22 protein-coding genes are annotated in these 18,208 nt (G+C 46.3%); 6 read left to right on the forward strand and 16 right to left on the reverse strand.

The window, feature by feature from the left end:
- Positions 1-50: 50 nt before the first annotated feature.
- The 11 genes from bfr to fkpA all read right to left on the reverse strand — a co-directional run bounded on the left by bfr (position 51) and on the right by fkpA (position 8,516).
- Positions 51-527: a bacterioferritin gene (gene bfr / locus OU793_RS13090; protein WP_140103412.1), complete on the reverse strand. Its 477-nt coding sequence runs from the start codon at positions 525-527 to the stop codon at positions 51-53.
- Between the two features lie 92 nt (positions 528-619).
- Positions 620-808: a (2Fe-2S)-binding protein gene (locus OU793_RS13095; RefSeq protein WP_005496545.1), complete on the reverse strand. Its 189-nt coding sequence runs from the start codon at positions 806-808 to the stop codon at positions 620-622.
- Between the two features lie 330 nt (positions 809-1,138).
- Positions 1,139-2,323 (reverse strand): elongation factor Tu, encoded by a 1,185-nt coding sequence (gene tuf / locus OU793_RS13100; RefSeq protein ID WP_005480487.1) that lies wholly within the window; start codon positions 2,321-2,323, stop codon positions 1,139-1,141.
- A 153-nt stretch (positions 2,324-2,476) separates the two neighbouring features.
- On the reverse strand, positions 2,477-4,576 hold the full coding sequence (gene fusA, locus OU793_RS13105; RefSeq protein WP_005496543.1) for an elongation factor G: 2,100 nt from the start codon (positions 4,574-4,576) through the stop codon (positions 2,477-2,479).
- Positions 4,577-4,714: 138 nt separating this feature from the next.
- A complete protein-coding gene (rpsG, locus tag OU793_RS13110; protein ID WP_005488949.1) occupies positions 4,715-5,185 on the reverse strand; it encodes a 30S ribosomal protein S7 in 471 nt (156 codons plus the stop codon).
- 101 nt (positions 5,186-5,286) lie between these two features.
- On the reverse strand, positions 5,287-5,661 hold the full coding sequence (gene rpsL / locus OU793_RS13115; RefSeq protein ID WP_004399892.1) for a 30S ribosomal protein S12: 375 nt from the start codon (positions 5,659-5,661) through the stop codon (positions 5,287-5,289).
- A 178-nt stretch (positions 5,662-5,839) separates the two neighbouring features.
- Positions 5,840-6,115, reverse strand: a complete 276-nt coding sequence (gene tusB, locus OU793_RS13120) for a sulfurtransferase complex subunit TusB (protein WP_005481146.1) — start codon at positions 6,113-6,115, stop codon at positions 5,840-5,842.
- 7 nt (positions 6,116-6,122) lie between these two features.
- Positions 6,123-6,479: a sulfurtransferase complex subunit TusC gene (gene tusC / locus OU793_RS13125; protein ID WP_140103420.1), complete on the reverse strand. Its 357-nt coding sequence runs from the start codon at positions 6,477-6,479 to the stop codon at positions 6,123-6,125.
- The gene (gene tusD / locus OU793_RS13130) at positions 6,476-6,871 is read right to left on the reverse strand and encodes a sulfurtransferase complex subunit TusD (RefSeq protein ID WP_140103419.1); all 396 of its coding nucleotides are present in this window, start codon (positions 6,869-6,871) and stop codon (positions 6,476-6,478) included. The genes tusC and tusD overlap by 4 nt, the downstream gene beginning before the upstream one ends.
- A gap of 2 nt (positions 6,872-6,873) precedes the next feature.
- On the reverse strand, positions 6,874-7,590 hold the full coding sequence (locus tag OU793_RS13135) for a transcriptional regulator (RefSeq protein WP_005438378.1): 717 nt from the start codon (positions 7,588-7,590) through the stop codon (positions 6,874-6,876).
- 143 nt (positions 7,591-7,733) lie between these two features.
- Positions 7,734-8,516, reverse strand: coding sequence for an FKBP-type peptidyl-prolyl cis-trans isomerase (fkpA, locus tag OU793_RS13140; protein ID WP_005458290.1), 783 nt, complete (start codon positions 8,514-8,516; stop codon positions 7,734-7,736).
- 128 nt (positions 8,517-8,644) lie between these two features.
- On the opposite strand from fkpA, the gene OU793_RS13145 reads away from it, so the two are divergent.
- Together OU793_RS13145 and OU793_RS13150 are read left to right on the forward strand one after the other, a co-directional pair.
- On the forward strand, positions 8,645-9,631 hold the full coding sequence (locus tag OU793_RS13145) for a WD40 repeat domain-containing protein (protein ID WP_017449506.1): 987 nt from the start codon (positions 8,645-8,647) through the stop codon (positions 9,629-9,631).
- Entirely contained in the window at positions 9,628-9,855 is a 228-nt protein-coding gene (locus OU793_RS13150; protein ID WP_005458294.1) for a SlyX family protein, read from the forward strand. The genes OU793_RS13145 and OU793_RS13150 overlap by 4 nt, the downstream gene beginning before the upstream one ends.
- A gap of 87 nt (positions 9,856-9,942) precedes the next feature.
- Here OU793_RS13150 and OU793_RS13155 read toward each other — a convergent pair whose 3' ends face one another.
- From OU793_RS13155 to kefG, 5 genes are all read right to left on the reverse strand, one after another.
- Positions 9,943-10,884, reverse strand: a complete 942-nt coding sequence (locus OU793_RS13155; RefSeq protein WP_029784730.1) for an isoaspartyl peptidase/L-asparaginase family protein — start codon at positions 10,882-10,884, stop codon at positions 9,943-9,945.
- 131 nt (positions 10,885-11,015) lie between these two features.
- Positions 11,016-11,597, reverse strand: a complete 582-nt coding sequence (slyD, locus tag OU793_RS13160; protein ID WP_005485547.1) for a peptidylprolyl isomerase — start codon at positions 11,595-11,597, stop codon at positions 11,016-11,018.
- Positions 11,598-11,685: 88 nt separating this feature from the next.
- Positions 11,686-11,886 carry a YheV family putative zinc ribbon protein gene (locus tag OU793_RS13165; RefSeq protein ID WP_005464767.1) on the reverse strand — a complete coding sequence of 67 codons (201 nt, stop codon included), beginning with the start codon at positions 11,884-11,886 and terminating at the stop codon, positions 11,686-11,688.
- Positions 11,887-11,919: 33 nt separating this feature from the next.
- Entirely contained in the window at positions 11,920-13,716 is a 1,797-nt protein-coding gene (gene kefB / locus OU793_RS13170) for a glutathione-regulated potassium-efflux system protein KefB (RefSeq protein WP_159404019.1), read from the reverse strand.
- A complete protein-coding gene (gene kefG, locus OU793_RS13175; RefSeq protein ID WP_024699767.1) occupies positions 13,700-14,293 on the reverse strand; it encodes a glutathione-regulated potassium-efflux system ancillary protein KefG in 594 nt (197 codons plus the stop codon). Before kefG ends, kefB begins: the two co-directional genes overlap by 17 nt.
- A gap of 167 nt (positions 14,294-14,460) precedes the next feature.
- Here kefG and OU793_RS13180 point away from each other — a divergent pair, with 167 nt between their 5' ends.
- The 4 genes from OU793_RS13180 to OU793_RS13195 all read left to right on the forward strand — a co-directional run bounded on the left by OU793_RS13180 (position 14,461) and on the right by OU793_RS13195 (position 18,205).
- Entirely contained in the window at positions 14,461-16,380 is a 1,920-nt protein-coding gene (locus OU793_RS13180; RefSeq protein WP_025605488.1) for an ABC transporter ATP-binding protein, read from the forward strand.
- Positions 16,377-16,865 (forward strand): TIGR02444 family protein, encoded by a 489-nt coding sequence (locus OU793_RS13185; protein WP_017449503.1) that lies wholly within the window; start codon positions 16,377-16,379, stop codon positions 16,863-16,865. Before OU793_RS13180 ends, OU793_RS13185 begins: the two co-directional genes overlap by 4 nt.
- Positions 16,866-16,951: 86 nt before the next feature.
- Positions 16,952-17,959, forward strand: coding sequence for a hydrolase (locus OU793_RS13190; protein ID WP_020904540.1), 1,008 nt, complete (start codon positions 16,952-16,954; stop codon positions 17,957-17,959).
- Positions 17,960-17,992: 33 nt separating this feature from the next.
- Positions 17,993-18,205 (forward strand): YheU family protein, encoded by a 213-nt coding sequence (locus OU793_RS13195; RefSeq protein WP_005458136.1) that lies wholly within the window; start codon positions 17,993-17,995, stop codon positions 18,203-18,205.
- Positions 18,206-18,208 lie beyond the last annotated feature (3 nt).

Below are 18,208 nucleotides of genomic sequence, written 5' to 3' on the forward strand. Positions count from 1 at the left end.
TGCTCTTTTTATGATATGAATTCTTTTTGAACAATGCTTCAGTATGTTCGTTACTCTTCATCGACATACTGAGCTTGAAGGTAGTTTTCAATACCTGACATTTCAATCAAGCCAAGTTGGGTCTCAAGCCAGTCCACATGCTCTTCTTCATCTTCGAGAATATCTTGAAATAAATCACGCGAAACATAGTCGCGAATATCTTCGGCATAGGCAATCGCATCTTTTAGATCCGGAATGGCCGCCATCTCCAGTTTAAGGTCGCATTCGAGCATTTCCTTAGTATCTTCACCAATCATTAGCTTTCCAAGATCTTGAAGGTTCGGTAATCCCTCCAAGAACAAGATCCGCTCGATAAGGTGGTCAGCATGCTTCATTTCATCAATCGACTCGTGGTATTCATTATCGGCAAGGTGCTTTAACCCCCAGTCTTTATACATACGAGCATGAAGAAAATATTGATTGATAGCGATGAGCTCGTTACCGAGCACTTTATTGAGATGTTGGATGATGATTGGATCGCCTTTCATGACAAAGCCCTCCTATTTGGCTTCTATTAACTTTAGAAGCAAATGAGAAGGTGTCAAAGAGACCAAGTAATCCTCAAGAAGCAATGAGGTAGTTAACTGGCTTGTCTTAATTCTGTGTAATGTGTTTCTGCTAGGATTTCTTTCGCCTGCTTAATGCACTTACCACACTGGCTCCCCAAAGCAGTGCATCTCTTAATACCTCGAATATCAGTGACACCTTCATCTATCGCCAACTTCCTAATTTTTTTGTCGGAGACGCCATGGCAAAGACAAACGTACATATAAAAACCTTTCTAATAAAAACCGAAGACAAAAATATAAACGGGAATGGTTCTTGTTACCACTCGTATTGATAAAGTATTGAGAACATTTCGTTATATAGGTTTTTGTTGGGAAAGAGAGGATCAATCACTTATGAGGGAACTGCGAATCAGAAAAAACATACTTCAAGTAAGAGGTTGTTTTTTAAAAACAAGAAGGGAGCACCTTCAGTTTGTGCTTATAACTAAATAAAAAACAAATACGAAAAAGGGAAGCCGAAGCCTCCCTTTTCTTGATGCGCTTTCTTCAAAAAGAAGAAGAGTGCAAGATTTCGTTTAATTCGTTAAGAATTATTCGAAGATCTTAGCAACAACACCAGCACCTACTGTACGGCCACCTTCACGGATAGCGAAACGTAGACCTTCGTCCATTGCGATTGGTGCGATTAGCTCAACAACCATTTGGATGTTGTCGCCTGGCATTACCATTTCTACGCCTTCTGGTAGAGAGATATCGCCAGTTACGTCAGTTGTACGGAAGTAGAACTGTGGACGGTAACCTTTGAAGAAAGGAGTGTGACGACCGCCTTCTTCTTTAGATAGTACGTATACTTCTGATTCGAACTTAGTGTGTGGAGTGATTGAACCAGGCTTAGCTAGTACTTGACCACGTTCAACTTCGTCACGCTTAGTACCACGTAGAAGCGCACCAACGTTCTCACCTGCACGGCCTTCGTCTAGAAGCTTACGGAACATCTCTACACCAGTACATGTTGTAGTAGTTGTATCCTTGATACCTACGATAGCAACTTCGTCACCAACTGTTAGGATACCACGCTCGATACGGCCAGTTACTACTGTACCACGACCTTGGATTGAGAATACGTCTTCGATAGGCATTAGGAATGGCTGATCTACCGCACGCTCTGGCTCAGGGATGTAAGTATCTAGAGCTTCAGCTAGTTCAACGATTTTCGCTTCCCACTGCTCTTCGCCGTTTAGTGCGCCTAGTGCAGAACCTTGGATAACTGGTAGGTCATCACCTGGGAAATCGTATTCAGATAGAAGTTCACGAACTTCCATTTCTACTAGTTCTAGTAGCTCTTCATCGTCAACCATGTCACATTTGTTCATGAATACGATGATGTATGGGATACCAACCTGACGGCCTAGTAGGATGTGCTCACGAGTTTGTGGCATTGGGCCATCTGTCGCAGCAACAACTAGGATACCACCGTCCATCTGTGCAGCACCAGTGATCATGTTTTTAACGTAGTCAGCGTGTCCTGGACAGTCAACGTGCGCGTAGTGACGGCTTGGAGTGTCGTACTCTACGTGAGAAGTTGCGATTGTGATACCGCGCTCACGCTCTTCTGGAGCGTTATCGATAGATGCGAAGTCTTTCGCTTCACCGCCGTACACTTTAGCTAGAGTAGTACAGATAGCAGCAGTTAGAGTTGTTTTACCGTGGTCAACGTGGCCGATTGTACCAACGTTAACGTGCGGTTTCGTACGTTCAAATTTTTCTTTAGACACGATCGTGTTCCTTCCTAGTTATGATTCGCCGTGATCATTATTGATCTACGACGCGCCAGAAATTGTTATTTTATGCGCCAACGCCCGTTAGCGCAATATTTGGACGGCTTGATCTCGCAAAAAGTCGTAAACTTTTTGTAGTTCAATCGTCAATTAGTAACCACGCTCTGCAATAATTTTATCTGCGAAGTTTTTCGGCACTTCAGCGTACTCGTTAAACTCCATAGAGTAAGACGCACGGCCTTGAGTTGCAGAACGTAGGTCAGTTGCGTAACCAAACATCTCAGATAGTGGAACTTGAGCACGGATGATCTTAAGACCAGCCACACCTTCATCCATACCTTCGATCATACCGCGACGACGGTTTAGGTCACCAACAACGTCACCCATCCAATCTTCCGGAGTGGTTACTTCGACATTCATCATTGGTTCTAGAATCACAGGTTGTGCTTCTAGTGCACCTTTCTTGAATGCCATCGAGCCAGCGATCTTAAACGCCATCTCGCTTGAGTCTACATCGTGGTAAGAGCCATCAAATAGTGTAGCTTTAATATCTAGGACAGGGTAACCCGCTAGAACACCACTATTCATTTGCTCTTCGATACCTTTCGCTACCGAACTAATGTATTCCTTAGGAATCACACCGCCCACGATTTCGTCTACGAATACGAAACCTTCACCAGGTTCTGAAGGCTCAAGTTTGACCCATACGTGACCGTATTGACCGCGACCGCCAGATTGACGAACGAACTTACCTTCCACTTCCGCTTTACCACGAATGGTTTCACGGTAAGCAACCTGAGGTTTACCAACGTTACAATCAACGCTGAATTCACGCTTCATACGATCAACGATGATATCTAGGTGAAGTTCACCCATACCAGAGATCAGAGTCTGACCTGTTTCGTCGTCCGTTTCTACGCGGAATGATGGATCTTCCGCAGCCAGTTTACCTAGCGCGATACCCATTTTCTCTTGGTCTGCTTTAGAACGAGGTTCTACAGCGATCTGAATAACTGGTTCAGGGAATTCCATGCGCTCCAGAATCACTTTGTGGTTCTGGTCACACAGTGTGTCACCTGTCGTTACATCTTTCAGACCGATAGCAGCAGCAATATCACCAGCGCGAACTTCTTTGATTTCTTCACGCTTGTTTGCATGCATCTGAACGATACGACCAAAACGCTCTTTCTTCTCTTTTACAGAGTTGTAAACCGCGTCACCTGAGTTAACAACACCAGAATAAACACGCATGAAAGTAAGCGTACCCACGAATGGGTCTGTCGCGATCTTGAACGCCAGTGCTGAGAACGGTTCATTGTCGTCTGCGTGACGCTCAATTTCGTTATCTTTCTCGTCAACACCTTTAATTGCAGGTACGTCAGATGGCGATGGCAAAAATTCGATTACTGCATCCAGTACCGCTTGAACACCTTTGTTTTTGAACGCACTACCACAAGTAGCCAGTACGATTTCGTTGTTTAGTGTGCGAGTACGTAGAGCTTGTTTGATCTCAGCTTCGGTCAATTCACCTTCTTCAAGGTACTTGTCCATTAGCTCTTCACTTGCTTCTGCTGCTGACTCAATCATGTGATTGCGCCACTCTTCAGCAAGCTCGATCATGTCTGCTGGAATGTCTTCGTAAGTGAACGACATGCCTTGGTCGGCATCATTCCAGTTGATCATCTTCATCTTGATAAGGTCGATAACACCACGGAAGTCCTCTTCAGCACCAACGTTTAGTTGGATTGGAACAGGGTTCGCACCAAGACGGTTTTTAATTTGATCCACAACGCGTAGGAAGTCTGCACCTGCACGGTCCATCTTGTTTACAAACACCATGCGAGGAACGTGGTATTTGTCAGCTTGACGCCATACTGTTTCAGACTGAGGTTCAACACCAGACGAGCCACAGAACACAACCACTGCACCATCAAGTACACGAAGAGAACGCTCTACTTCGATCGTAAAGTCAACGTGTCCTGGAGTATCAATGATGTTTACGCGATGCTCAGGGAACTGTGCTTCCATACCACGCCAGAAAGTAGTCGTCGCAGCTGAAGTGATAGTGATACCACGTTCCTGCTCCTGCTCCATCCAGTCCATGGTTGCTGCACCATCGTGAACTTCACCGATTTTATGAGACAGACCAGTGTAGAACAGAATACGTTCAGTAGTGGTTGTTTTACCTGCATCTACGTGAGCACAGATACCGATATTACGGTAGTGCTCAATAGGAGTTTTGCGAGCCACGATTGAATCCTCTTAACTTAGAGATAGGGACTATTGCTATAGCTAAAAAATGCTATCCCCTAGATATAGCAATAGTTCCTAGCATAGGCATAGGAACTAAAGAAGTGCTGCAAGGAACCTTGCAGCACTGAAAAGGTATTACCAACGGTAATGTGCAAACGCTTTGTTCGCTTCTGCCATACGGTGAACGTCTTCACGTTTCTTAACAGCAGTACCTTTGTTCTCAGACGCGTCTAGCATTTCAGCAGCTAGGCGTTGAGCCATAGATTTTTCACCACGCTTACGCGCAGCTTCAACCAACCAACGCATAGCAAGTGCGTTACGGCGAACCGGACGTACTTCTACAGGAACTTGGTAAGTTGAACCACCAACACGGCGAGATTTAACCTCTACCGCTGGGCGAACGTTTTCAAGAGCTTCTTCAAAAATAGCTAAGTGGTCTTTACCAGACTTTTCAGCCATAGAATCTAGTGCAGTGTAAACGATTTTCTCTGCAGTAGATTTTTTACCGTCAACCATTAGGATGTTAACGAATTTTGCCAGCAATTCAGATTTGAATTTTGGATCTGGAAGGATCTTACGCTGACCAATGACGCGACGACGTGGCATGGATTTATCTCCGTTGTCTTCTTCAGGTTTTATCCAAAACTTTTCAGTTTTTTCAAAAAATTAAAAATAATTTAGTGTTTGGCCTTACTTAACGGAATCCATTAAGACTTAGGACGCTTCACACCGTACTTAGAACGACCTTGTTTACGGTCATTTACGCCAGCACAGTCTAGTGCGCCGCGAACAGTGTGGTAACGCACACCTGGAAGGTCTTTAACACGACCACCACGGATTAGAACAACTGAGTGCTCTTGAAGGTTGTGACCTTCACCGCCGATGTACGAAGTAACTTCGAAGCCGTTTGTCAGACGTACACGACAAACTTTACGAAGTGCTGAGTTAGGTTTTTTAGGTGTAGTAGTGTAAACACGAGTACATACACCACGTTTTTGTGGGCACGCTTCTAGTGCAGGCACGTTGCTTTTAACAACTTGCTTTGCACGTGGCTTACGTACCAACTGGTTAATAGTTGCCATTAACTAGCTCCTGATTTACTTGAAAGTAAGCTTTGTGAAAAATCTATCCCTAGCCACCATTGGCAGTTAGGGACGCAAAATTCTATGCAGCAGTGAGAGGTGTGTCAAGAAATATACGGATCTTTTTTGTTCAATTAGAGCAATTCATCCGTAAAGCTTTATCGACAGGAAAGGTGTATTAATCCCAGGTGAGAGATTTATCGTGTTTTGCCGTCAATTCGACAAAGCCAACGTAGTCTACGACAGTCACTGATGGACTGATACGATTTGCCATTCCACGCGCTTGAATATCGCTTTCTAATGCGAACACAGTGGCGTGTTTTACATGGCTAAACGCCTTGTGCTGTGGATTTGCGGCGTAGACAGCATCTTCAATCAGCAAGGCAGCATCTTGTTCGCTATACAATGCGAATGCATCTTCTAAGGCTGAAACAGTTTTGATGATGTGTAACATAGCGTCCTCAGAATGACAGTAACTTGCCAGCTTGCTGCAGTTTTTCTTTTACTTGCTCAAGGCTGAGTGCTTGAGCATCTATAATGAGATCAGCTTGAGCCAATCCTCTCTGCGCTAATGATTCTGAACACACAAACACCTGTTCGATGTCGTATAGGTCGAATAACTTGAGCATCGGCGCGTAATCTTTGCTTAAGATACCACTAGGTTCTTGCCCTAACAGAAGTTGATACACGCCATCTCCGATAAAGATCACGGTGATATCTTCGCAATACGCGGAAGCCGCTAAAAGCGCATCAACGCCTTCGCGACCAGCTGCGCTGCCATGCGGTGCGCTTCGAAATAGATAAGTTAACTGACTCAAAACTGTACCACTCTGTCTTGGGTTAACATCGCTTCGGCTAGACTGCCCAAACCCGCTTGTACAAAACTTTCTGCAAGATTATTTTGTGTTAAACCATGTTGAGTGGCTTCATCCTCACTAATGATGCCACGACGCAGCGCTGCAGCGACACACGTTTCCAAACGCACATCATGTTCTTTAGCGAGACCTTGCCATGCTTTAGTCAAATCAAACTCATCATTAGCTGGCACACTTAACGCTGTACCGTTGGTCACACCATCTTGATAAAAGAACACACTCACCAGAGTATGCCCTTGTTCAATGACTGCTTGTGCGAATTGATATGCGCTGCGTGCCGATTGGCTGCCGTAAACAGAGCCATTTACCACCAGCGTGTAAGTTAATCCACCCACGCTTATTCGTCCTCGGTTTTACGTTGACGAATGTATAAGTACACGGTGTGTTTTGAAATGTTAAGACGATCGGCAACACGGTTGATGGCGTCTTTGATGTCGAAGATGCCTTTGTCGTACAACTCCATCACGATCTGACGATTCTTGGTGTTGTTCGATACCGATTTATCTGCATTGATTTCTTCAATCGTACGTTCAACGGTTTGGTCCACCAGCTCTTCTACGTCACTCGCGAAGTTCACCGAAGAAGCGGCTTCTTTCGCTTCTTGCGTTGGCATGAAAGATTGCAACACTTGCGAGAATGGCGCATCAAGGTTGACGTTGATACACAGCAAACCAATGACACGATTTTCACCGTTGCGGATCGCAACAGTGATTGACTTCATTAGTACGCCGCCTTTGGCACGTGTGAAGTAAGAACGTGAGAAATTACGCTCAGAGCCTTCAATGTCTTTCAGCATTTTTAGCGCTAAGTCAGTAATAGGCGAACCTACTTGGCGGCCGGTGTTTTCGCCATTGGCGATTTTGATTGCAGAGGTATTTAAGTCTTCCAGAGAGTGAAGAACGATTTCACAAAACGGACCGATCAGGCTCGCGATACCGTCCACGACCGCTTCGTAAGATCTCAAGATGATTTTGTCGTGCTCAGTAAATGGCATCACGTTAACCGATTCCATTTCGAGCAACATCTCCGCATTTATTGTTTCTGTAGTTGTCATAAGCCTTCGAGCGAAAAATCAACAAATTGGTGTAAGTTTATCAGAAAATTTGAAACGCAACCTAGCAAACTCACCAACTAGTGACCTAGAACAAAAAAGGCCCGTTAAACGGACCTTTTTCAATAACTTAGCTCAGCTCGTTCTTATTGCTCAGCTTTGTCATTCTCAACTTTTAGTAGCTCAACTTCAAATACAAGTGTTGAGTTTGCTGGAATGCTTGGCGTGTCTTGGTCACCGTATGCAAGCTCTGGCGGGATAACAAATTTGAATTTAGAACCCACTGGCATTAGCTGAACACCTTCTGTCCAACCTGGGATAACACGGTTTAGAGGGAACGTTGCTGGCTCACCACGATCGTAAGAGCTATCGAACTGAGTACCGTCAATCAACGTACCTTTGTAGTGTACTTGTACAGTGTCAGTGTCTTTTGGCTTCTCGCCTTCAGCAGGTGTGATTACTTGGTATAGAAGACCGGTGTCTGTTTTCACTACGCCTTCTTGCTTTTCGAATTCTGCACGGAAATCATCGCCAGCTTTTTTCGCTGCCGCTGCTTTTTCTGCTGCTTGTGCTTGCATCTTCTCAGCAACACGCTTGTCTAGAGACTCTAGAGCAGCACGTGTTTCTTCTTCGTTTAGCTCTGCGTTGCCTTTAAAGACATCTTCGATACCTTTAAGAACAAGGTCTTTGTTTAGGTTGATACCGATTTCGCTTGGTTTTTCGATGCTAGTGCTTAGGTAGTTAGCAAATGAAACACCGATTGCGTATGCCGCTTTGTCGTCGTCGGTTTTAAAGTGAACCGCTTTACCTGTTTCTGCTTGAACTTGTTCTGCTTGAGGTGCTGCTTCTGGTTTTGTTTCTTCTTTCTGACAACCTACCGCTAGCATTACTGTTGCAGCAAGTAGCGACACTTTTAAAACTGATTTCATTAAATTCTCCCAATAATGGCTTCGCCATTGGTTATTGTGCACAAATCTTATATGAGACTGGTGAAGACAATCGTTATACCAATATACTAGCTATATGTCTTAAGACACAAACCGGATTATTAGATGTGATGCAAAGAATTTCTCATTTATTCCTATATTTAATTGTCATCACCACGTTAAATGGTTGCTTTTTTACCGAGCATGAAGTTCAACGTTGGCCACTCGAACCACAGGGCTCAACGAGCTTTGGACTCAGCCGAGATGGTCGATTTGCCCTGCTCTACTCTGAAGAACACCACTTGGTTTTGTGGGACCTAGAGCAAAACAAAAAACTCGCAACGCTCGGAGAGCTTGATGCCGATGGCAACGCGGTATCTCATATTCGTATTTCAGACAACGGCCGTTTTGCTGTAACCGCAGGTCAAATGAACTTTGCCGTTTGGGACCTTGGCTGGACGCAAGCACAAGGGCTGTGGTCCATTTCTGACGCATTAATTCGCGACATCGACATCACCAGCAACGGTGAACAAGTGCTACTTGGGCTCTCAAACGGTAAAGCCATTTACGTCAACTTAGTCACCGGTCGTCGCTTGGAGTTCCTCGCTCACCGAGAAAAAGTCAACTCTGTCGCCATCTCTCCTAATGGTCGATTCGCATTAACAGGCGGTAACGACTACAAAGCTTACCTCTGGGATACTGAATCTGGTCAGGTATTACGAACTTTTGAGCATGAACAACGTGTTGTACGCGTGGCACTGCAACGAGATGGCAAACTCGCCATGACGTCAGACGGTGGCAATCAAGCGATCATTTGGAATTTAGAAACGGGGCAAAAGGTTTCACAACTCAGCAGTTGGTCACGCCAGTTGATTTTCTCTACCGCGCGTTTTTCTGATGATGGCTCTCGACTGGTAACGGGAACACCTTCAGGCCGCGTCTCGATTTGGGATACGCAGAGCGGAAAGCGCATTGACGGATTTGAAGTCGAGCCGAAAAAAGATACTCGCCCTCCTCGCGCGGTCGTGTATGATGCTGCCTTTGATTCTAAGCAACGTGTAATTACTGCCACATCGGCGGGCATCGCCCAAGCTTGGCAACTAGAGAACGGGTCATGACAGAAAAACTCATTGAGCAATTGGAAGCACGCATCAACGACTTAGAGTGTCAGGTGGCGTTCCAAGAGCAAACAATCGAAGATCTGAACAGTGCATTGTCACAACAACAATTGCAGATCACGAAGATGCAAGATCAAATGAAGTACGTAGTAGGCAAAGTGAAAAATATGGATTCTTCGAATATGGAAGATCCAGCCAACGAGCCACCGCCGCCGCATTACTGATCAATACGCGAAAGACAAAACAAAGCCCAGACTTATGCTGGGCTTTGTTATAATTGCACGGTTGCTCGTCGTGAAATAATCGAACGGTTAGTCGTTAGCGTAGATTTTCACACTCAACTCACCGAGAGTATTGATACCCGCACGATACATCCCCGAACTGTTCATAGCGAAATGCAACGCCCCATTCGCATCAATGGCAATCAGGCCACCTTCTCCGCCCATGGTTTTGAGATCTCCCTGAATAATGGCTTCACACGCGGTATGTACGTCCTCTTGCAAATAACGCATACGTGCTGCTACATCTTCCGCAACACGTTTACGAATAAAGAACTCACCAACACCCGTAGTTGAAACTGCCACCACGCCATTCTCAGCCACCGTGCCACAGCCTATCAGTGCAGAATCTCCAACACGACCATATTGCTTATTGGTTACCCCACCCGTACTGGTCGCCGCAGCTAAGTTGCCTTGCTGGTCTAGCGCCACTGCGCCTACGGTGCCGTGTTTACGATCATCCGGGTAACGAGACTCAGATAACGCAAACAAACCTTTCTCACGCATTGAGAGCAGCTGTTCATAACGGCGATCTGTGAAGAAGTAATCTTGTTCGGTGTATTGATGGCCTTGTTCAAAAGCAAACTTCTCAGCGCCTTCACCAACCAACAACACATGGTTGCTGCGAAGCATCACATCCCGAGCCAACTCGATCGGGTTTTTAATGTGTCTAACGCCCGCGACAGCACCTGCGGCAAGGTTGCGACCATCCATCACAGAGGCATCCATTTCTACCATTTCGTTGTGAGTAAGAACCGAGCCTTTACCCGCATTAAAGTTGGGAGAGTCTTCCAGTACTTTTACCGCAGCGACCACCGCATCAAGCGCTTCTCCGCCTTGTTCGAGTATTTGGTGTCCTGCTTTTACCGCTGCTTCTAAGTCTGCCAAGATGGATTGCTGAAGTTCATCACTCATTTGTTCACGCAAAATGGTGCCTGCTCCGCCGTGAATGGCAATTGAGAACGGTTTCGTCATCGCTTTGTCCAACTGTTATTCCTTGTATGATTTGCACTACACCGCAGATAAACAAAAAGCGCAAGTTGAAACCTCAACTTGCGCTTTTTTAAAGCTTTACTAGATGCGTTTATCTAGTGAAGAGCATGCGATTAGTGAGAACCGCAACCGCCGCCGCCACAACATTCGTGGTCGTCGCCTTTCTCTTCGCCGCCACAGCAGCCGCCTTCATGATCGTGATCGTGGTCATGACCACCACAACAACCACCAGCTTGGTGAATGTGACCGTGTTCGATCTCTTCTGCTGTTGCTTCACGAGTTGCCATTACTTCAACTTCGAATGTTAGCGTTTGACCTGCTAGCATGTGGTTACCATCAACAACCACTTCGTCGCCGTCTACTTCAGTTACTTCCACAGGGATTGGACCTTGGTCAGTGTCTGCTAGGAAACGCATGCCAACTTCGATTTGCTCAACACCTTGGAACACGTCAGCAGGAACGCGCTGAACTAGAGCGTCGTTGTGCTCACCGTATGCATCTTCAGGAGCTACAGTTACTGAGAACTTGTCGCCAGCCACTTTGCCTTCAAGCTCTTTTTCAAGACCTGTGATTAGGTTGTTGTGACCGTGAAGGTAATCTAGAGGCGCGTCTGCAGTTGATTGGTCAACTACTACACCGTCTTCCATCATTACTTTGTATGCAAGGCTTGCAACAACGTTCTTTTCAATTTTCATACTAACTCCAGAGAGATTAATTGACTTAACCAGAATGGGGTTAAGTACTGCGATGGTAGTATTATGGGGATCAATTATCGAAGTTCAATTACTCAGGCTTAAAAATCCCAATCATTTCCTGCGCGGAGTGTTTATTTTTCTCTACAGATTGCGGTTTACGCTGCTCGGTGTAGTCACACTCAACGCACTCGACTAACTCAATATTGTTTTCTATCCACCAGCGTAGGGTATCTTGCTGGCTGCACTGTGGGCAAGTTGCCCCCGCGATAAAACGTTTCTTGGCTTTCACTTTTGTTCCTTTTCCCGCTTAGGTCTGCGGGTACTACTTCCAATGATTAGGCGACAGGTGATCACTTTCCATCTCACGACCAAAAATTTCTTCTAGCTCTTTACGAGCTTCTTTGGCTCTTTGGGCGAGCTTCTTATCTTCATTATGCTGAGGCAGCAAGTCTTTAAGCATAGCATTATCGAGCTTACGAAAATGTGCTTCTGCCCGCTTTGCTTGATATGGGTGCATGCCTAACTCAACCAGAGTTTGACGACCAAGATCCAGTGCGCCTAAAAAAGTCTCACGCGAATAGTTTTGCACACCATGGCTCATCAACTGATAGGCCTCAACTCGGCTTCGAGCACGAGCGAGCAATTTGAGATTCGGAAAATGCGTACGGCAGATATCGACAATCGCCATCACTTCATCCGGCGAGTCTGTACAAATCACTAACGCTTCCGCTTTGTCTGCGCCAGCGGCGCGCAACAAATCGATTTGCGTGGCATTGCCATAAAAAACTTTGTAACCGTACTTACGCAGTAAGTGAATTTGGCTGGCGTCACTTTCCAATACCGTAACTTTGATTTTATTGGCGTACATTAAGCGCCCAACGATTTGCCCAAAACGACCAAAACCCGCAATGATGACACGAGGACGACGATCAACCACGTGACTGGTGACGCTCTCTTCTTCCTGATTAAGCGTATGAGCGAACCACTTCTTTTGTCCCATCAACAAGAGTGGCGTGGTCACCATCGATAGGCTCACCACAACCAACAAAAACGCCACTTGTTCTTTGGATAAAATGCCTTCTTGGCTTGCCGCGGTGAAAATCACAAAAGCAAACTCACCACCTTGGCTCAAGATGGCGGCCATACGGCTACGTGCTTTTTCTCGCACTCGACCCGCCCTGGCTAGGGCGTACAACACCAAACCTTTCACCACAACCAAAGCCACCACCGCACCAAGAATTTCAAGAGGATGCAACGCCAGTAAGCCTAAGTTTACCGCCATGCCAACCGCAATAAAAAACAGACCAAGCAGCAAACCTTTAAACGGCTCGATAGCGATTTCTAGCTCATGGCGATATTCACTTTCAGCCAGCAGCACTCCAGCTAAGAAAGTTCCTAGCGCCATGGACAAGCCCAGTTTTTGCATCACCACCGAAATGCCTAGCACCACCAAGAGTGAAGCCACGGTAAATAACTCGCGAACCCCACTCATCACGACAAAACGAAACAGAGGACGCAATAAAAAGTGACCACCAATCAACAAGGCTACGACACTGCCTAAAACGGTAAAAGCATCGAACCAACTGCCTACATTCTGTTCACCAGCTAAAAGCGGTAACATAGCCAACATCGGTATGACGGCGATATCTTGAAAAAGCAGCACAGCAAAACCAGACTGCCCGGTTTCGGTGCCATTGAGGCCTTGCTCTTCAATCACTTTGAGTGCAATAGCCGTAGAGGAAAGAGCGAGGCCCATGCCGATGACCAAACTCACCTGCATACTCAAGCCAAACAAGCTGACAATGCTACCAATAACCGCCGTCGTCACTACAACTTGCGCGCCGCCAAGACCTAAAATCGGCCCTCGCATTTGCCATAATTTTTTCGGATTCAATTCCAAGCCAATTAAGAACAGCAGCAACACAACCCCGAGCTCGGCAAAATGCAGAATCGCATCGACATCGCTAATCAAGCGTAATCCCCAAGGGCCAATCAATACTCCTGCCAACAAATAGCCAAGCACCGAACCTAAGCCAAATCGCTGCGCCAAAGGAACAGCAATCACCGCCGCCGACAGAAACACAACACTGCTTTGTAGAAACTCACTGGTTATCGCCATGCTGACCTCCTTGGTGCTCTGCTTCCCACTCATCAAGAGGATTACTCAGCCATCGACGATACTGCTCCGCGTGTTCATAGCGTTCAATATCAGAAACATTGCGCGACCAATACAACACCAGCGGCTCCATCCAATGCATCTGACATAGTGCAGCCGTCAACTCGAACGGTTGCAGAATCTGCTCTAACGGATACTTGTTATACCCCCTAGCACTGAAGGCTTCTTCTTTACCACCCGTGGTGATCACACTGCGCCAATATTTGCCTTCCAGTGCAGAACCGTCGCCAAACGCAAAGCCCTTGCCGAGTACACGGTCTAACCACTCTTTCAACAACGCCGGACATGAATACATATAAAGAGGATGATGAAAGACAATCACATCATGATTCATCAGTAGATCATGTTCGTGATTCACATCGATAAAGAAATCAGGATAAGCGCCATAAAGATCGTGCACCGTCACGTGCTCAAGTGATTGCACTCGCTTTATCATCACTTGATTGGCAATGGAGTTGTGTGGCTCTGGGTGAGCATAAATGACCAGAACTCTTGGGAGAATAGACGCTGCTACAGCCAAATGGTCGTCCTTGTGGTGATTTTTATCCGTTATCAAATTGTTATACTTTTTTGTATAGCATAATGCAATTAAAGCTCAGTGATCGACTTTTCCCGTCAATAGCCCTACTATTCATCGCGAGATCAACGACCAAGAAACGCGCGCTGCGCAAAGTGAACAAAAACCCTATGATTACCTTCTCTGATATTCAGTTACTGCGTGGCGGTAAACCTCTTTTAGACCAAGCATCGGCAACCATTCACCCAGGTGACAAAGTGGGTCTGGTTGGCAAAAACGGCTGTGGTAAATCGACCTTATTTGCTCTACTGAAAGATGAACTGTCGATTGACGCGGGCTCGTTCAGCCAACCTCAGCATTGGGAATTGGCGTGGGTAGCGCAGGAAACACCTGCTTTAGAACGCAGCGCACTGGAATACGTCATTGATGGTGATCGCGAATACCGCGGTCTTGAGCAGCAGCTAGCGATTGCCGAAGAAAAAGACAACGGTACGCTGGTGGCCGAAATTCACGGCAAGATCGAAACCATTGGCGGTTATAGCATCCGTGCCCGTGCGGCAGAATTGCTTGACGGCCTTGGCTTTAGCCAAGAACAGATGAGCTGGAACTTAACTCAGTTCTCTGGTGGTTGGCGTATGCGCCTTAACTTGGCTCAAGCACTATTGTGTCGTTCCGATCTACTACTGCTCGACGAACCAACCAACCACTTGGATTTGGACGCCGTAATGTGGCTAGAACGCTGGCTGCAAAACTACCCTGGCACACTGATCTTGATCTCGCACGACCGAGATTTCCTAGATCCGATCGTTGGTCGCATCATCCACATAGAAAACCAACAGCTGAACGAATACACGGGCAACTATTCGTCATTCGAAAATCAACGTGCGCAAAAAATGATGCTGCAACAAGCGATGTTCGAGAAGCAACAAAAGCAAATGTCGCACATGCAAAGCTACATCGACCGCTTCCGCTACAAAGCGTCGAAAGCGCGCCAAGCGCAAAGCCGAATCAAAGCGCTAGAACGCATGGAAAAAGTCTTGCCCGCGCAGTTCGATAACCCATTCAGCTTTGAATTCCGTCAACCAGCTGCGCTGCCAAATCCAATCATGATGATGGACGACGTATCGGCAGGTTACGGCGACAACCTAATTTTAGAAAAGATTCGTCTGAACTTAGTACCGGGCAGCCGTATTGGTTTGCTTGGCCGCAACGGCGCAGGTAAATCGACCTTAATCAAACTGCTTTCAGGTGAACTTAAAGCGCAAGGCGGCGATCTCACCTATTCGCAAGGCGTAAAGATCGGCTACTTTGCTCAGCACCAGTTGGAAACGTTGCACCCAGAAGAAACACCACTGCAGCACATGATGCAGATTGCACCGGATCAAACAGAGCAGCAACTGCGCGATTACCTAGGTAGTTTTGGTTTCCAAGGCGACAAAGCGCTAGAAAAAGTCGCACCGTTCTCTGGTGGTGAAAAGGCACGCTTGGTGCTGGCATTGATCGTGTGGCAAAAACCAAACCTATTGCTACTCGACGAACCAACCAACCACCTAGACTTAGACATGCGCCAAGCGTTAACCATGGCTCTGCAAACGTTCGAAGGTGCGATGGTGATTGTTTCACACGACCGTTACTTACTGCGCGCAACCACTGATGATTTGTACTTAGTGCATGATCGTCAAGTTGCACCATTCGATGGTGACCTAAACGACTACTACAAATGGTTGACCGAACAACAAAAAGCCGAGCGAAAAGAAGCACAAGCGTCGCAACCAGTTAAAGATACCGCAAACAGTGCCGCTGCGAAGAAAGAGCAAAAACGTCGCGAAGCGGAATTTCGTAAACTGACGGCGCCAATTCGCAAAACCCTGACACAATTAGAAAATAAAATGGATAAGTTAGGTGTAGCACTGGCAGAGGCTGAAGAACAATTGGCGGATAACTCACTGTATGAAGCCGAAAATAAAGCTAAACTAAATGAAGTGCTGGCCCTTCAAGCTTCGAGCAAATCAGAACTTGAAGAAGTGGAAATGGAATGGATGTCTGCTCAGGAAGAACTGGAGCAGATGGAGCTAGAGTTTAACCAATGACAAACAAACACGCGGAATACACTCTTACCCTAGAACACCTTTGGCAGTTCAGCCTGCAGTTTTATGGCGTGCGAGAAGTAAAAGAAGCGTGTTTATCATTGCAAAACAATTACCACGGTAACGTGAATCTATTACTGCTGCTCCGTTGGCTCGACGAGCAGCAGCTTATCTTCCAAGAGAAAGATTGGCATTTGGTTCAAAGCTGTCTTGGCCGCAGTGAAACGCTGCTGCACTCTTTTCGCGACCTGCGACGTCATCTAAAATCCCAAGTGAACGATGCGTTGTATCGAGAAAGCCTGCAGTTTGAGCTGCAACTCGAAAAGCAACAACAAGCCGATTTAGTCGACTGTATTAACTCACTTACACTGGTTAAAAACGATGGCGATCCACTCACGCTCAGATACTGTCGTCAGCTTGGTGGAGAGCATTTGCAACAAGCCTTTGCTATCCCTGTGCCAAACATTCACCCACCAAAACACTCATAACGCTGTAGAATACCTATAATCTTTATAAAGGATTATATTAATAAGTTCTTCAACTGACATGAAGGACCATATAAGAGCAGTTAGGTATGACACAATTTTTCGCAGCCGCCGGGATCAAGAACCCGCACCTTCAGACCCTTTTACCGCGCTTTATTCGTAAAAAAGCACTGTTTACGCCTATTTGGCAGACGCTGGATACCGACGATGGCGACTTCCTCGATCTCGCTTGGAGTGAAGATCCCACCAAAGAACGTGCGCAGAACAAACCCATCTTCGTTTTGTTTCATGGCTTGGAAGGATGCTTCTACAGCCCGTATGCAAACGGCCTGATGAATGCGTTTGCGAAATCTGGTTGGTTATCGGTGATGATGCATTTTCGTGGCTGTAGCGGCAAACCGAACAAAAAAGCTCGCGCATACCATTCAGGAGAAGTAACGGACGCTCGCTTCTTTTTGGAACACCTTCATCTGCGCTTTCCAAACAATCCAAAAGTCGCCGTCGGCATCTCCCTTGGTGGCAATATGCTGGCGAACTACTTAGCCCAATACAAAGATGACCCGATTTTAAAAGCGGCCACCATCGTCTCTGCACCACTGGATTTGGCGGCTTGTGCCAATCGAATTGAGCAGGGCTTTTCCAAAGTGTATCGCCGTTACCTACTCTCTTCGCTCAAACGGAATGCTCTACAAAAACATCATTTACTGCATGGCGAATTGGCGCTGTCGTACAACTCCATCAAGCGCGTTACTCGTCTGTACGAATTTGATGACTTGATCACTGCACCTCTGCATGGTTTTAAGGATGCACAAGATTATTACGATCAATGCTCAGGATTGAGCAAGTTACAGCAGATCACCTTGCCAACTTTGATCATCCACGCCAAAGACGACCCGTTCATGACCGAAGAGGTGATCCCCAAATTTGTTCTGCCAGATAACATTGATTACCGTCTGTTTGAGCACGGCGGACACGTTGGTTTTCTGACTGGTACGGCATTAAAACCAAAGTTCTGGTTAGAGGAAGCCCTGCCCGCGTACTACGAAAGTGTCGCGGCAGAGTACCTTTCAGCTGTATCCAAACCGCGAACACAGTAAACTAGCCTTTCATCATAAAAGTTTGAGGTATTTATGATCATTCCTTGGCAAGACATCGCGCCAGAAACACTGGAAAATCTAATTCGTGAGTTCGTACTACGCGAAGGCACCGACTATGGCGCGGTTGAAATTTCACTGCAAAACAAAATCGATCAAGTGAAGACGCAACTAGAAAAAGGTGAAGCCGTCATCGTGTTCTCAGAACTGCATGAAACGGTTGATATTCAACTCAAAGCAAAGTTTTAGCAC

It is taken from the genome of Vibrio sp. VP6 (assembly GCF_028823755.1).
Classification (GTDB): domain Bacteria; phylum Pseudomonadota; class Gammaproteobacteria; order Enterobacterales; family Vibrionaceae; genus Vibrio; species Vibrio parahaemolyticus.

What these genes read in the sequence shown, in the direction of transcription:
- bfr (WP_140103412.1), bottom strand. Translation starts at nt 527, where the DNA reads ATGAAAGGCGATCCAATCATCATCCAACATCTCAATAAAGTGCTCGGT.
- OU793_RS13095 (WP_005496545.1), bottom strand. Translation starts at nt 808, where the DNA reads ATGTACGTTTGTCTTTGCCATGGCGTCTCCGACAAAAAAATTAGGAAG.
- rpsG (WP_005488949.1), bottom strand. Translation starts at nt 5,185, where the DNA reads ATGCCACGTCGTCGCGTCATTGGTCAGCGTAAGATCCTTCCAGATCCA.
- rpsL (WP_004399892.1), bottom strand. Translation starts at nt 5,661, where the DNA reads ATGGCAACTATTAACCAGTTGGTACGTAAGCCACGTGCAAAGCAAGTT.
- tusB (WP_005481146.1), bottom strand. Translation starts at nt 6,115, where the DNA reads ATGTTACACATCATCAAAACTGTTTCAGCCTTAGAAGATGCATTCGCA.
- OU793_RS13135 (WP_005438378.1), bottom strand. Translation starts at nt 7,590, where the DNA reads ATGACAACTACAGAAACAATAAATGCGGAGATGTTGCTCGAAATGGAA.
- fkpA (WP_005458290.1), bottom strand. Translation starts at nt 8,516, where the DNA reads ATGAAATCAGTTTTAAAAGTGTCGCTACTTGCTGCAACAGTAATGCTA.
- OU793_RS13145 (WP_017449506.1), top strand. Translation starts at nt 8,645, where the DNA reads ATGCAAAGAATTTCTCATTTATTCCTATATTTAATTGTCATCACCACG.
- OU793_RS13150 (WP_005458294.1), top strand. Translation starts at nt 9,628, where the DNA reads ATGACAGAAAAACTCATTGAGCAATTGGAAGCACGCATCAACGACTTA.
- OU793_RS13155 (WP_029784730.1), bottom strand. Translation starts at nt 10,884, where the DNA reads ATGACGAAACCGTTCTCAATTGCCATTCACGGCGGAGCAGGCACCATT.
- slyD (WP_005485547.1), bottom strand. Translation starts at nt 11,597, where the DNA reads ATGAAAATTGAAAAGAACGTTGTTGCAAGCCTTGCATACAAAGTAATG.
- kefB (WP_159404019.1), bottom strand. Translation starts at nt 13,716, where the DNA reads ATGGCGATAACCAGTGAGTTTCTACAAAGCAGTGTTGTGTTTCTGTCG.
- OU793_RS13180 (WP_025605488.1), top strand. Translation starts at nt 14,461, where the DNA reads ATGATTACCTTCTCTGATATTCAGTTACTGCGTGGCGGTAAACCTCTT.
- OU793_RS13185 (WP_017449503.1), top strand. Translation starts at nt 16,377, where the DNA reads ATGACAAACAAACACGCGGAATACACTCTTACCCTAGAACACCTTTGG.
- OU793_RS13190 (WP_020904540.1), top strand. Translation starts at nt 16,952, where the DNA reads ATGACACAATTTTTCGCAGCCGCCGGGATCAAGAACCCGCACCTTCAG.
- OU793_RS13195 (WP_005458136.1), top strand. Translation starts at nt 17,993, where the DNA reads ATGATCATTCCTTGGCAAGACATCGCGCCAGAAACACTGGAAAATCTA.